Source organism: Streptomyces sp. NPDC001220, assembly GCF_053597895.1.
Map to the genome: position 1 here is coordinate 253,153 of NZ_JBSFJE010000016.1, position 13,645 is coordinate 266,797.

The 13,645-nt window shown below is 70.6% G+C and carries 10 protein-coding genes; 8 read left to right on the forward strand and 2 right to left on the reverse strand.

Annotated features, from left to right (window positions below; all coding sequences use genetic code 11):
* The first annotated feature begins 10 nt into the window (after positions 1-10).
* From ACWDGI_RS34045 to ACWDGI_RS34065, 5 genes are all read left to right on the forward strand, one after another.
* A complete protein-coding gene (locus tag ACWDGI_RS34045; protein ID WP_450765718.1) occupies positions 11-1,375 on the forward strand; it encodes a phosphomannomutase/phosphoglucomutase in 1,365 nt (454 codons plus the stop codon).
* A 71-nt stretch (positions 1,376-1,446) separates the two neighbouring features.
* Complete coding sequence (locus tag ACWDGI_RS34050) at positions 1,447-1,617, forward strand: Trm112 family protein (protein ID WP_020940431.1); 171 nt, start codon at positions 1,447-1,449, stop codon at positions 1,615-1,617.
* A 122-nt stretch (positions 1,618-1,739) separates the two neighbouring features.
* A complete protein-coding gene (locus ACWDGI_RS34055; protein ID WP_450765720.1) occupies positions 1,740-2,867 on the forward strand; it encodes an SIS domain-containing protein in 1,128 nt (375 codons plus the stop codon).
* A gap of 271 nt (positions 2,868-3,138) precedes the next feature.
* Complete coding sequence (gene manA / locus ACWDGI_RS34060; RefSeq protein ID WP_450765722.1) at positions 3,139-4,290, forward strand: mannose-6-phosphate isomerase, class I; 1,152 nt, start codon at positions 3,139-3,141, stop codon at positions 4,288-4,290.
* Between the two features lie 170 nt (positions 4,291-4,460).
* Positions 4,461-5,441 (forward strand): cation diffusion facilitator family transporter, encoded by a 981-nt coding sequence (locus ACWDGI_RS34065; protein WP_450765724.1) that lies wholly within the window; start codon positions 4,461-4,463, stop codon positions 5,439-5,441.
* Between the two features lie 167 nt (positions 5,442-5,608).
* On the opposite strand, the gene ACWDGI_RS34070 is transcribed toward ACWDGI_RS34065, so the two are convergent.
* Complete coding sequence (locus tag ACWDGI_RS34070; RefSeq protein ID WP_450765726.1) at positions 5,609-8,086, reverse strand: fructose-specific PTS transporter subunit EIIC; 2,478 nt, start codon at positions 8,084-8,086, stop codon at positions 5,609-5,611.
* A 468-nt stretch (positions 8,087-8,554) separates the two neighbouring features.
* Between ACWDGI_RS34070 and ahcY the strand changes: the two genes are divergently transcribed.
* Both ahcY and ACWDGI_RS34080 read left to right on the forward strand, forming a co-directional pair.
* Positions 8,555-10,012, forward strand: a complete 1,458-nt coding sequence (gene ahcY / locus ACWDGI_RS34075; RefSeq protein ID WP_385002500.1) for an adenosylhomocysteinase — start codon at positions 8,555-8,557, stop codon at positions 10,010-10,012.
* A 250-nt stretch (positions 10,013-10,262) separates the two neighbouring features.
* A complete protein-coding gene (locus ACWDGI_RS34080) occupies positions 10,263-10,880 on the forward strand; it encodes a hypothetical protein (protein ID WP_450765729.1) in 618 nt (205 codons plus the stop codon).
* A gap of 24 nt (positions 10,881-10,904) precedes the next feature.
* On the opposite strand, the gene ACWDGI_RS34085 is transcribed toward ACWDGI_RS34080, so the two are convergent.
* Positions 10,905-12,059 carry an RDD family protein gene (locus ACWDGI_RS34085; protein ID WP_450765730.1) on the reverse strand — a complete coding sequence of 385 codons (1,155 nt, stop codon included), beginning with the start codon at positions 12,057-12,059 and terminating at the stop codon, positions 10,905-10,907.
* A 130-nt stretch (positions 12,060-12,189) separates the two neighbouring features.
* Between ACWDGI_RS34085 and ACWDGI_RS34090 the strand changes: the two genes are divergently transcribed.
* The gene (locus ACWDGI_RS34090) at positions 12,190-13,197 is read left to right on the forward strand and encodes a stage II sporulation protein M (protein ID WP_450765731.1); all 1,008 of its coding nucleotides are present in this window, start codon (positions 12,190-12,192) and stop codon (positions 13,195-13,197) included.
* The last annotated feature ends 448 nt before the right edge of the window (positions 13,198-13,645 follow it).

Below are 13,645 nucleotides of genomic sequence, written 5' to 3' on the forward strand. Positions count from 1 at the left end.
AGGGTTGGCCGTGGCTGCTGATCTGTCGCAGATCGTCAAGGCGTACGACGTGCGCGGGGTGGTTCCGGACCAGTGGGACGAGGCGCTCGCCGAGCTGTTCGGCGCCGCGTTCGTACAGGTGACCGGCGCCGCCGCGATCGTCGTCGGCCACGACATGCGGCCCTCCTCGCCCGGCCTGTCCCGCGCCTTCGCGCGCGGCGCGGCGGCCCGCGGTGTCGACGTCACCGAGATCGGCCTGTGCTCGACCGACCAGCTGTACTACGCCTCGGGCGCGCTCGGCCTGCCTGGCGCGATGTTCACGGCCTCGCACAACCCGGCGCAGTACAACGGCATCAAGATGTGCCGTGCGGGAGCCGCCCCGGTGGGCCAGGACACGGGTCTGACGGAGATCCGGGAGCTGGCGGAGCGCTGGTCGGAGGAGGGCGCGCCGGAGCCGGCCGCCACCCCCGGAACCATCACCACCCGCGAGACGTTGTCGGACTACGCGGCCCATCTGCGCGCGCTCGTGGACCTGACCTCCATCCGCCCCCTGAAGGTCGTGGTCGACGCGGGCAACGGCATGGGCGGCCACACGGTCCCGACGGTCTTCGAGGGCCTGCCCCTGACCCTGGTCCCGATGTACTTCGAGCTGGACGGCACCTTCCCGAACCACGAGGCCAACCCGCTCGACCCCGCCAACATCGTGGACCTCCAGCGGCGCGTCCGGGAGGAGTCGGCCGACCTCGGCCTGGCCTTCGACGGCGACGCCGACCGCTGCTTCGTCGTGGACGAGCGCGGCGAGCCGGTCTCGCCATCGGCGATCACCGCCCTGGTCGCCGCCCGCGAACTGGCCCGGAACGGCGGCAAGGGCACCGTCATCCACAACCTGATCACGTCCTGGACCGTCCCGGAGGTGGTCCGGGAGAACGGCGGCACGCCGGTCCGCACCCGCGTCGGCCACTCGTTCATCAAGGCCGAGATGGCGAGGGAAGGCGCGATCTTCGGCGGCGAGCACTCGGCCCACTACTACTTCAAGGACTTCTGGAACGCGGACACGGGCATGCTGGCCGCCCTGCACGTCCTCGCCGCCCTCGGCGGCCAGAGCGGCCCGCTGTCCTCCCTCGTCGCCCAGTACGACCGCTATGCCGGATCCGGCGAGATCAACTCCACGGTCGCCGATCAGCAGGCCAGCCTCGCGGAGATCCGTGCGGCCTACGGGGACCGCGACGACCTCACCCTGGACGACCTGGACGGGCTCACCGTCGCCGCCGCCGACTGGTGGTTCAACGTCCGCCCGTCCAACACGGAACCGCTGCTGCGCCTGAACGCGGAGGCCAGGGATGAGGCGACGATGACGAAGGTACGGGACGAGGTACTGGCGATCATCAGGGGCTGAGGTCGGCCCCGCCCAGCCCGGCGGCGGTAATCTGACCGAACGCGAACGCCCACTCCCCGAAGGGAAACCCCATGCCGCTCGAAGCCGGCCTTCTGGAGATCCTCGCCTGCCCGGCCTGCCACGCCCCCCTCAAGGAGCAGGACGCCGAGCTGATCTGCACCGGCCAGGACTGCGGCCTGGCGTACCCCGTCCGCGACGGCATCCCGGTGCTTCTCGTCGACGAGGCCCGCCGACCCGCGTAAGCACCACGAGGTGCTTCTTGTCGACGAGGCCCGCCGACCCGCGTAAGCACCACGAGCACAAGCACAACAACCGCGACCGCGACCGCAAAGCACCAGGACCCCGGCAACCGGAGGCCGCTCCCATGCTCGACGAATCGCTGCTCGACACACCGGAGGGCCTCGCCGAGGCAGACCGCCGAGGTCTGCTGCGCGGCGCGGCCGAGGCCGGCGCCCGCGTCCGCACGGCGGCCCGGCACGCCATCGAGGCGGGTGTCCAGGAGCTGAAGCCGGACGGCCGCCCGCGCGCCGTCCTGATCGCGGGTCCCGGGGTCGCCGCCACCCACGCCGCCGACCTCCTCGGCTCGCTGGCCGGCCCCGGCAGCCCGGTCATCCGGCTGGCCCCCTCCGGTGTCGCCCCGGCCGCCGGCGCCCTGCGCTGGGAGCTGCCCGGCTGGGCCGGCTCCGTCGACCTGCTGCTGATCGCCACCCCGGACGGCACCGAACCCAGCCTGTCCCTCCTCGCCGACCAGGCCTACCGGCGCGGCTGCTCGGTCGCCGCCGTGGCCCCCGCGGGGACCCCGCTCGCCGAGGCGGTGGCCGGAGCCCACGGCATCTTCGTACCGATGGCGACGGCCCCGTACGACCAGGGCGAGCCGCTCGCCGGTTCCTCCCCGGGCGTCCTGTGGGCGCTGCTCACTCCGCTGCTGGTGCTCCTCGACCGCATCGGCCTGGTCACCGCCCCGCCGGAGGACCTGGAGAAGGTCGCCGACCGTCTCGACCGGGTCGCCGAGCGCTGCGGCCCGGCCATCGTGACCTACAGCAACCCCGCCAAGACCCTCGCCTCGGACCTCGCCGACGCGCTCCCGGTGGTCTGGACGGAGGGCGTCTCGGCCGGCCCCGCGGGCCGCCGCTTCGCCGCCGCCCTCGCCGAACTGGCCGGCCGCCCCGCCCTGGCCGCCGAACTCCCCGAGGCGCTGGCGGCCCACCACGCCCTGCTGGCCGGCCCGCTCGCCGCCAGCGCCGACCCGGACGACTTCTTCCGCGACCGCGTGGAGGAGGCCCCCGCGCTGCACGCGCACGTGGTACTGCTGCGCGACCGCCCCCTCGGCGGCCTCACCGCCGCGCCCGCCGCCCGCGAGCTCGCGCTCGGCCACGACGCCCCGGTCAGCGAGCTGGAGCCCGAGGAGGGCGACGAGCTGGAGACCCTCGCGGAACTGATCGCCGTCACGGATTTCGCCGCCGTTTACCTGGCGCTCGCATCGGGGGCCTGAGATGGACACCGACACCGGTCCCGCCGTACGAAGGACGACCTGAGGGCCGTACCGAAGGCGAACCGGTGGGGAAACACACGGTGAACACGGCCGCCGTACACCGGCGCACGCGCTCGTACCTCGGCGTACGTGCTCGTACACCGGCGTACGTGGTCGTGGACCCGTCGCGGATCGCGGAACGTCGTGCGCCGTTGTGCGGCGCGCCCCGCGTCTCACCGCGACCCTGTTCGCTGGCCGCCCCGTACGCAGAGAGAACCGGCAGAGAGAAGTCATGGACCGCCTCGACAACACCATCCGCCCCTACGCCTGGGGTTCCCCGACCGCCATCCCGAAGCTGCTCGGGGTCGAACCGAGCGGCGAGCCGCAGGCGGAGATGTGGATGGGCGCGCACCCGGGCGCTCCCTCGCGCACCGCGCGCGGCACGCTCGGCGAGGTCATCGACGCGAACCCGAAGGCCGAGCTGGGCGACGCGGCCGTGGCCAAGTTCGGTCCGCGGCTGCCCTTCCTGCTCAAGATCCTCGCGGCCGGCGCCCCGCTCTCCCTCCAGGTGCACCCCAACCTGGAGCAGGCGCGGGAGGGTTACGAGGACGAGGAGCGACGCGGGATCCCGGTGGACGCCCCGCAGCGCAACTACAAGGACGCCAACCACAAGCCCGAACTGATCTGCGCGCTCACCGAGTTCGACGGGCTGTGCGGCTTCCGCGCCCCGGAACAGGCCGCCGAACTCCTCGAAGCCCTCGGCGTCGACTCCCTCAAGCCGTACGTCGACCTGCTGCGCGCCCACCCCGAGGAAGCGGCCCTGCGCGAGGTCCTCACCGCGATCCTCACCGCCGACCGTGAGGAGATGGCCCACACGGTCGCCGAGACCACCGCCGCCTGCGCCCGCCTCGGCGGCGACCACGCGCCCTACGCCGACCTCGCCCACCACTACCCGGGCGACCCCGGCATGATCGCCGCCATGCTCCTCAACCACGTCCGCCTCCAGCCCGGCGAGGCACTCTTCCTCGGCGCCGGCATCCCGCACGCCTACCTCGACGGCCTGGGCGTCGAGATCATGGCCAACTCCGACAACGTGCTGCGCTGCGGCCTGACCCCCAAGCACGTCGACGTCCCCGAACTCCTGCGTGTCGTCCGCTTCGAGGCGGGCGACGCGGGCGTGCTGCGCCCCGAGGCCGCCCCGGACGGCGAAGAGGTCTACGAGACGCCGATCGACGAGTTCCGGCTCTCCCGGTACGTCATGCCCGAGGGTGCCGGCCCCCACGACCTGACCCTGTCGACCCCGCAGATCCTGCTCTGCACGGCCGGCGTGGTCCGGGCCGGCGAGGAGGAGTTGACCCCCGGCCGGTCGGTGTTCGTCCCGGCGGGCGAAAAGGCGGAGGTCTCGGGCGCGGGCACGGTCTTCCGTGCCACGGTGATCGTCTGAGGGATCTGTGTTTCCGGATGGGTCTGATTGTCGTACCGGGATTGTGGATACCTGACGAGCCGCTCCCCGGCAGGGCTGCAAGAATGACCCATCCGGCAAAGCACGGGCAAAGACGAGCGCACGCCTGGACGGCGTAGACGGACGACGGCGAGAAGGGACATCGCGGACACATGAGCGCGTCAGGCGGCACCAGGGCGATCGTGGCGGCACTCGGCGCCAACCTCGCGATCGCGGCAGCGAAGTTCGTGGCGTTCGCGTTCAGCGGCTCCTCGTCGATGCTCGCCGAGGGCGTGCACTCGGTCGCCGACTCCGGCAACCAGTTCCTGCTGCTCATCGGCGGCAAGAAGGCCCAGCGCGAGGCGACCCCGCAACACCCCTTCGGCTACGGCCGCGAGCGGTACATCTACGCCTTCCTCGTCTCGATCGTCCTCTTCTCGGTCGGCGGCATGTTCGCCATCTACGAGGGCTACGAGAAGATCAGCCACCCCCACCAGGTCGAACACTGGTACTGGCCGGTGGGTGTCCTGGTCTTCGCGATCATCGCCGAGGGCTTCTCGTTCCGCACGGCCATCAAGGAGTCCAACCAGCTGCGGGGCAAGCTGTCCTGGTCGCAGTTCATCCGCCGCGCCAAGGCCCCCGAGCTGCCGGTCGTCCTCCTCGAGGACTTCGGCGCCCTCATCGGCCTGGTCCTCGCCCTCGGCGGCGTCGGCCTCGCCCTGCTCACCGGTGACGGCGTCTGGGACGGCATCGGCACGGTCTGCATCGGTGTCCTCCTCGTCCTGATCGCCCTCGTCCTCGCCGCCGAGACCAAGTCCCTTCTCCTCGGCGAGGCCGCCGGCGTCGAAGAGGTCCAGAAGATCGAGGCCGCGATCGTCGACGGCGACACGGTCACCGGCATCATCCACATGCGCACGCTCCACCTCGGCCCCGAGGAACTGCTCGTCGCCGCCAAGATCGCCGTGCAGCACGACGACACGGCCGCCGAGGTCGCCAACGCCATCAACGCCGCCGAGGCCCGCATCCGCACCGCGGTCCCCATCGCCCGCGTGATCTACCTCGAGCCCGACATCTACAACGAGGCCGAGGCCGCCAAGGGCCCCGACCCGGAAGCCACCCCGGGCGGACCGACCCCCCACCCCGCCGGCCACTGAGCCTCCCCGGACCGCCATGACGGTCGTGGGCGACGCCTAAGGTCGCGTCGGCGCCACTGGCTGTGGCCGCGGCTGTGCCCGTGGCCCGGGGCCACGGTTCTGGCTCAGCGCACGCCGAACATGGCCCGCCTCCCCGTCGACGGGGAGGCGGGCCCGCCGTCATCCGATCACCCGACCTCGCTCAGCACACCCAGGACCGCCTGCTCGTCCGCCGCGGCCAGCAGCCGCTCCCGGAACCCGGCGTCCATCAACTTCCGGGACAACAGCGCGAGAATCCGCAGATGCTCGTCACCGGCAGCCGCCTCCGGTACGGCGATCATGAAGACCAGCCGCGCCTTCGTCCCGTCCAGCGAGCCCCACTCGACGCCCTCCGCCGACCGCGCGAACCCGACGACCGGCGCGGTCACCGCATCCGTCTTGGCATGCGGGATCGCGATCTCCTCGCCGAGCCCGGTCGTCCCCTGCGCCTCGCGCCGCAGCGCGGTAGCCACCAGCTCCTCGACATCCGCGACCCGGCCACTGCGCGCCAGCAACCCGGCCATCTCCCGGATCGCGTCCTCCTTGCCGTCCGCGTCCAGCCGGACCTTGACGGTCCCTCCGGTCAGATACCCGGAGAGCACCTCGACCGAGTCGCGTTGAGATGCATCCGGGGCATCCGGCGAACCCGCGGTGTCCGGGGCATCCGGCGAACCCGCGGTGTCCGGGGCGTCCGGTGCACCTGCGGTGTCCGGGGCGTCCGGTGCACCTGCGGTGTCCGGGGCGTCCGGTGCACCTGCGGTGGACGGGGCGTCCGGGGAACCCGCGGTGTCCGGGGAACCCGCGGTGTCCGGTGCACCCGCAGTGTCAGGTGCACCCGGTGAACCCGCAGTGCCCGGCGCATCCGGCGCATCCGGCGCATCCGGCCTACCCGGCGCACCCGGCCCGCCGATCGAGTTCGTTGCCATCGGCCGGTCGGCCATGGCCGCCGCGCCTGAGGCCGCGGTCTCCGCCGTGTCCGTCTCCGTCGCCGCTGTCCCCGTTGCCGTTGCCGTTGCCGTCGCCGTCGGTGCCGTCCGATCGGGCGTGGCGCCCGCACCGCGCCCACCGTCCGCACTGGCCGCCACCGGAACCGCACCCCCGCCGGCCACCGCCCCGACCAGCACGGACTCGGGTACCTGGACGAGGGCGCCCGCGCTCATCACCGGCTCGGCGCTCCTCTTCCGCATGCTCAGGTCGACCAGCGCCACGGTCGTCAGCGCCGTCACCACCGTCCCGATCACGACGGCCACGAAGAACATCGGCACGCCGCTCACCGCGCCCAGCACCGCCACGATCGGCCCGCCGTGCGGCACCGCGTCCTTCACCCCGGCCAGCCCGGCGATCGCGCCGGCCACCGCGCCGCCCAGCATGTTGGCCGGGATGACCTGCGCGGGCCGCGCAGCGGCGAACGGGATCGCGCCCTCCGAGATACCGAAGCAGCCCATGAACAGGGAGGCCAGCCCGGTCTCCCGCTGCTGCTCGTCGTACCACCGCTTCCGGATGAGCGTGGCCAGCCCCTGCCCCAGCGGCATGACCGGGATAGCGGCGGCGCACATGCCCATCACGGTCTGGTTGCCGGTCGCGATCAGCCCGGCGCCGAAGAGGAACGCCGTCTTGTTGACCGGCCCGCCCATGTCGAACGCGATCATCAGGCCGAGGATCGCGCCCAGCAGGATCGCGCTCGTGCCCGTCATCCCACTCAGCCAGCTGGTCAGATGCTCGAAGACCCAGGCGATCGGCTTTCCGACCACGTAGATGAAGAACAGCCCGAGCGCCGTCGTCGCCACGATCGGGATCACGATGATCGGCATGATCGGCTGGACGAACTTCGGGACCTTGACCTTCTTGATCCATAGCACCAGATATCCGGCCAGGAACCCGGTCACGATGGCCCCGATGAACCCCGCGCCCGCTTTCGAGTCGTACAGCGCCCCGGTGTTGGCGATCCAGCCGCCGATCATGCCCGGCACCAGGGCGGGCCGGTCACCGATGGCGTAGGCGATGTACCCGGACAGGATCGGCACCATCAGCGTGAAGCCGATGACACCGATGTTGTTCACGTCCATCCAGAAGGAGTCCTTCGGGATGACGAGGCCGCCCGAGGGGTCGGGGTTCCCGCCCAGCGAGAGCGATATCGCGATCAGCAGCCCACCGACCACGACGAACGGGATCATGTAACTGACCCCGTTCATCAGCGCCTTGTACGCAACGCTCCGCTCCCTGCCGCCGCCCGCCGCCGGGTCGGCGCCCGTACCCCCGGGCTGGTGCACGGGCGCCGACCGGACCCGTTCGATCAACTGCTCGGGATGCCGGATCCCCTCGGCCACCCCGACCTTGAGCACCCGCTTGCCCGCGAAGCGAGCCAGGTCCACGTCCTTGTCCGCGGCGACGATCACGCCATCCGCGTCTCTGACATCGTTGTCGGTCAATATGTTCTCGGCCCCGATGGACCCTTGTGTCTCCACCTTCATCTCGACACCGCGGCTCTGAGCGGCCTGCGCGAGCTTCTCGGCTGCCATGTAGGTGTGCGCGATACCCGTCGGGCATGCGGTCACCGCCAGCAGCTTCACCTTCTTCGGCTCGTCACCGTGGCTGCCCGTGGGGGGAGGGCCGGCCGGACTGGTCACGTCGATCTCCTAACGCCTTCGTCACACGAAACGCCGTCCCGGACGCCCCGCGCGCTCGATCGGAACTCCCGATCTCCCTGCATCCTGCAACACCCCCGCCCCTGCCCAAAGGCGCGAAAGTCCTGGTTGATCCCCTTCTGCTCGACCCTGCGCACCCCCTCGCCGAGACCCTCATCACCTCTTCACATCCCACCCGTCCGACGACGCTCACCCCCTCGAACGGCGTGAACTGTTCGGAGGCGGACTGGGGACGCCCGCCCCACCGGTGTAGCTTGGGACGGAGCCAGACGTCGCTGCTGATGGCGGTCGGGCGGTCCCATGCGGGCCGACCGAGGGAGAGAGGGCCTCCGACGGACTGCGCTGCGCGCACGTGGGCATGCCTGTGTCCTCTTCTCGGGCACCCCTGTGTCCGCCGCCGCGCAGACCAGCCGTACCCACCCTCGACCCGATACCGAGGAGCAGCTCGCAATGACGACTGTCGACAACCGACAGGACTTCAAGGTCGCCGACCTCTCCCTGGCCGACTTCGGCCGCAAGGAGATCACCCTCGCCGAGCACGAGATGCCCGGCCTGATGGCGATCCGCAAGGAGTACGCCGACGCGCAGCCGCTGGCCGGCGCCCGCGTCACCGGCTCCCTGCACATGACCGTGCAGACCGCCGTCCTGATCGAGACCCTGGTCGCCCTCGGCGCCGAGGTCCGCTGGGCGTCCTGCAACATCTTCTCCACCCAGGACCACGCGGCCGCCGCCATCGCCGTCGGCCCGAACGGCACGCCGGACAACCCGCAGGGCGTCCCCGTCTTCGCCTGGAAGGGCGAGACGCTGGAGGAGTACTGGTGGTGCACGGAGCAGGCGCTGACCTGGCCGAACACCCCCACCGGCGGCCCGAACATGATCCTGGACGACGGCGGTGACGCCACCCTCCTCGTCCACAAGGGCGTCGAGTACGAGAAGGACGGCAAGGTGCCGTCCGTCGACACCGCCGAGTCCGACGAACACCGCGTCATCCTCGAGCTCCTGCACCGCACCATCACGGACGGCTCGCAGAAGTGGACCCAGCTGGCGTCCGAGATCCGCGGCGTGACCGAGGAGACCACGACCGGCGTCCACCGCCTGTACGAGATGCAGCGCGACGGCGAGCTCCTGTTCCCGGCGATCAACGTCAACGACGCCGTCACCAAGTCGAAGTTCGACAACAAGTACGGCTGCCGCCACTCCCTGATCGACGGCATCAACCGCGCCACCGACGTCCTGATCGGCGGCAAGACCGTGGTCGTCTGCGGCTACGGCGACGTGGGCAAGGGCTGCGCGGAGTCCCTGCGCGGACAGGGCGCCCGCGTGATCGTCACCGAGATCGACCCGATCTGCGCCCTCCAGGCCGCGATGGACGGTTACCAGGTCACGACCCTCGACGAGGTCATCGACAAGGCCGACATCTTCGTCACCACGACCGGCAACAAGGACATCATCATGGCCTCGGACATGGCCAAGATGAAGCACCAGGCCATCGTCGGCAACATCGGTCACTTCGACAACGAGATCGACATGGCCGGCCTCGCCAAGATCCCCGGCATCGTCAAGGACGAGGTCAAGCCGCAGGTCCACACCTGGAAGTTCCCCGACGGCAAGGTGATCATCGTCCTCTCCGAGGGCCGCCTGCTGAACCTGGGCAACGCCACCGGTCACCCGTCGTTCGTGATGTCCAACTCCTTCGCGGACCAGACCCTGGCCCAGATCGAGCTGTTCACCAAGCCCGACGAGTACCCGGTCGGCGTCTACACGCTGCCCAAGCACCTCGACGAGAAGGTCGCCCGCCTGCACCTGGACGCACTCGGCGTGAAGCTCACGACGCTGCGCCCCGAGCAGGCCTCGTACATCGGCGTGAAGGTCGAGGGCCCGTACAAGTCGGACCACTACCGCTACTGAGGTACCGCTACTCGGGTACCGCTGTTGAGGTACCGCGACTGAGGTGCCTCAGCTGAGTCCGCGACCCGCCGTCCGGGAGAGCACGCCAGTGCACTGACACGCTCTCCCGGAGGCAGGCGCTCCGGTCCGTAGAGGCAGGCCCCCGCACCCCCGTGCCGGGGGCCTGCCCCTTTGGTCCGCCGACCCACCCACGCGGCCGTACCGCAGGACCGGCACCCGGACCCGTTGCCCGCCGAGACCCAGGACCCCCATGCCCCGCGGCCGTTATTCGCTCCATGATCCGCACGATCACACCCCCCTCGGCGAAGAACACTTCCAGTGCGCCCCCGGCCCCTCCGGCTGGCGTTACGTCTCCCAGGTGACCACCCCCTCCGGTGACCACGGCGGCTCGGTCGACCTCGCCCTCGACGACCTCGGCCGCCCCATCCGCCTCGAACTCCACGCCGGAAGCTGGCGGGTGCGCGGCGCCGCTCTCGACGGCGTCACCTGGGTCCGCACGGACCCCACCGGCATGCATGCCACCGAAGGCCATGTGCGCGCCCACGCCTTCACCGGCACGTCCCCCGCGTTCCTGGTCGCCACCGCCCGTCTCCTGCGCCTCACCCCTTCCGCCGCCGCGACCCGCGTACGCCTGCTGGCCTTCACGGACCCGGTCCTCGCCCCGCGCACCGTGGACCAGTCCTGGGCCTTGGTGAAAAGCGAAGCACACGCCACTGACAACGGCCCCCTGACCGTGGACGAATACCAGGTCACAGCCCTGGACACAGGAGAACAGCACACCGTGCACCTCGCCGGCGACGTGGTCCTGGCGGCACCCGGGATCGAGCTGGAGGACCTGCAGTCGCCGCCTTCCGTCTTCGACGGCTGACCCGTCGCGGCGCCGGGTTCGCGCCTAGGCCGGCGGCACGAACCCGGTGGAGGGCCGCTCGGTCGCTGGAGGCGTGGTCGACGTGGGAGCCGGCGGCTGCTCCGGCGGGGGATACGTCAAGGCCGGTTCCGCGGGGCCGGGCCGGTACGAAGGCGACGGAGGCACGGGCGCCTGGGGCACCGGCGGGGCGAAACTGTTCGGCGCAGCCGGCACCGGGGGAGCGTAGCCATGGGGCGCGGCCGGTACTGGAGGTGCGTACCCGTGGGGGGCACCCGGTACTGGGGGAACGTACCCGTGGGGCGCACCCGGTACCGGGGGAACGTACCCGTGGGGCGCACCCGGCACCGATGGGCCGCCGTAGCCGTAGCCATAGGGAACGCCGGGTGCCTGCGGGGCGTACGCGTTCGGCGCGCCGGACTCCGGGGGAGCCTGGCCGGCGAAGGCCCGCCGGGCCTCGCGCGCCTGCCGCTCCTGCGCCACCGCCGCCAGATACGCCGCCGGCGGAATGCCCTGCGGTGCCGGAGTCCCCGTCCGGGCCGCGAGGTCGGTCGCGAGCTGCTCGGCCATCGCCCAGGAGACCTGCGGATCGAGCTGCTGCATCCGCGTCAGGTACTGCCGTACGGCAAGCCACAACCCGTCCGGAACGGCAGACAGGTCCAGCTCGGCGAAGCGTCCCGCCAACCAGGGCGGAGGCGGCGGAATGAAGCGGGTCTGCCCGACCGGCACCCGCTCACGTACGACCAGCGTCCCCGCGAACACATCCCCCAGCCGCCGGCCACGCGCCGAGACCAACGAGGCGATACAGGCGACGACCCCGAACGTCATGAGAATCTCGACGACGCCGAGAGCACCACGCACCAGCGCGTGCCGGAACCGGATGGGCCCGCCGTCGTCGCGCACCACGCGCAGCCCGCAGGCCATCTTCCCGAGCGAGCGCCCATGACTCAGGGTCTCCACCGCTATCGGCCCGCCCACCAGCAGCAACAGGAAGGCCGCCAGCGACAGCGCGACCTGTGCGGCCTCGTCCAGCGAGGCCGTGGCCGCCACCAGACCTATGGACACACCGATGTACACGGTGATGGCCACGACCAGGTCGAGCAACACGGCCAGCGCCCTGCTGGGCAGCCTCGCGGGACGCAGTTCGAGGGCCACCGCCTCACCTGTCACCAGCTCACTCACGCCCGCCGCCTTCCCCTGGTCTGCCCTGTACAGGGCAAGTCTGCCAAGCTGAGAGCGCATCGCGCCGCAGTACGACAAGCTGACAGCTAAGACAGGCAGTCGACGACCAGCCGAGGAGCAGGCAGACCCGATGGACCTCGACGTCTTCGTCTCCGCACACCGAGCCGAGTGGGACCGCCTCGACGTGCTCCTCCGCCGCCAGCGGCGCCTCAACGGAGCCGAAGCCGACGAACTCGTCGCCCTCTACCAGCGCACCGCCACACACCTCTCCCTGATCCAGTCCAGCGCACCCGACCCACAGCTCGTCGGACGCCTCAGCCAACTCGTGGCACGCGCGCGTAGCGCTGTGACAGGGACCCGCCGCGCCTCCTGGCGCGATGTCGCCCGCTTCCTCGGGCAGGGATTTCCGGCCGCCGTCTACCGCTCCCGTCACTGGTGGGTCCCCACCGCGCTCATATCCACCGCCGTCGCGATCCTTCTGGGGTGGTGGATCGGCACCCACCCGGACGTGCAGTCGACGATCGCCGCCCCCAGCCAGCTCCGCGAGCTGACCCGGCCCGGCGGTGAGTACGAGACCTACTACTCCAGCCATCCCGCCGCTTCGTTCGCCGCCCAGGTGTGGACGAACAACGCCCAGGCCGCCGCCATGTGTCTGGTCCTGGGCGTCTTCCTCGGGCTGCCGGTCCTGTACATCCTGTTGGAGAACATGCTCAACCTGGGTGTCGGCTTCGGTCTGATGTCCTCGGCCGGCCGTCTGGACGCCTTCCTGGGCCTGGTCCTCCCGCACGGCCTGCTCGAACTCACCGCGGTCTTCGTCGCCGCGGGTACCGGGCTCCGCCTCGGCTGGACCGTCATCGACCCAGGCCCGCGCAGCCGCCGCAACGCCCTCGCCGAAGAGGGCCGTGCCGCCGTGGGCATGGCGATCGGGTTGGCTCTGGTCCTGTTCGTCTCCGGGGCCATCGAAGGCTTCGTCACCCCGTCCGGCCTGCCCACCTGGGCCCGCATCGGCATCGGAGTCGTCGCTGAGCTGGCCTTCCTCACCTATGTCTTCGTCCTAGGCGGCCGTGCGGCACGTGCCGGCGAGACGGGTGACCTCGAGGAGACCGAGCGCAGCGCGTTCGTCCCAACGGCCGCCTGATGTGCGCAGACCCCCCGTGAGCTGCTAGTCTCCTCTTCGCCCCGGAAGACCTGTTGACACAGGTCCGGCGGGGAGGTAGATTCAAACAGTTGCCTAGAACTGGACAAGTTCAGGGCCGATCGTTTAGAATCGATCTGCTTCATAACGGAGAGTTCTCTCCGAACATCGAAGCCACCCTCTGATTTACTCAGAAACGAATGGCCGGTCAGACCGGTCAAGAACTTCTGATAAAGTCGGAAAAGCCGAAAGAGAGCCGGAAGGCAATCGAATAGGCAAAGGCCCTCCAACGGCCACCGGAAATGAATTCCGACCGGGAACGGAACGGAAAACGGATCTGATAAGGTTGGAAACACCGAAGGGAAGCCCGGAGGAAAGCCCGAGAGGGTGAGTACAAAGGAAGCGACCGTTCCTTGAGAACTCAACAGCGTGCCAAAAGTCAACGCCAGAT